At 41.5% G+C, this 626-nt stretch carries 1 pseudogene; it reads right to left on the minus strand.

The features are described from left to right. Window positions 1-226: 226 nt before the first annotated feature. Window positions 227-626, minus strand: a pseudogene (locus tag ACS8FC_RS18730) (NADH:ubiquinone reductase (Na(+)-transporting) subunit F); the annotation flags it as partial.

The following is a 626-nucleotide window of genomic DNA, read 5'->3' on the forward strand; positions in this document are numbered from 1 at the left end:
GCCCAATACCACTAGAGGCACCAGTGATCCAAATGGTTAGATCTTTGTATTTCGTTTTCATAAGCGTCCTTTCTTAATATTTAGAGAGTCCATGATATAGGATAGCAAAGTTAATCTACTAGTTAGATTTGTAGTCTAAGGAATCATAATAATTACTAAAAATCGCACAAAAAAAGAGCCTCAATTGAGACTCTTTTTTGTATGCTTTTGAGTTTATCTAGCTAACTTAACCACCGAAGTCATCAAGCATGATGTTTTCGTCTTCTACGCCCATGCTGTGTAGCATGTCGATGACAGCAGCGTTCATCATCGGTGGCCCACACATGTAGTATTCACAGTCTTCGGGGTTTGGATGATCTTTCAGATAGTTTTCGAGCAACACATTATGGATAAATCCTGTTGGACCTTCCCAGTTATCTTCTGGTAATGGGTCAGACAGTGCCACATGCCACTCAAAGTTATCAAACTCTTCTTCCAGTTGGTCATAGTCTTCAACGTAGAACATCTCACGAATTGAGCGAGCACCGTACCAGAAGCTAATCTTACGATCAGTGTTCAAGCGTTTGAGCTGATCAAAGATATGCGAGCGCATTGGGGCCATACCAGCACCACCACCGACAAAGATC

This window comes from Psychrobacter sp. 1Y4 (assembly GCF_051847555.1).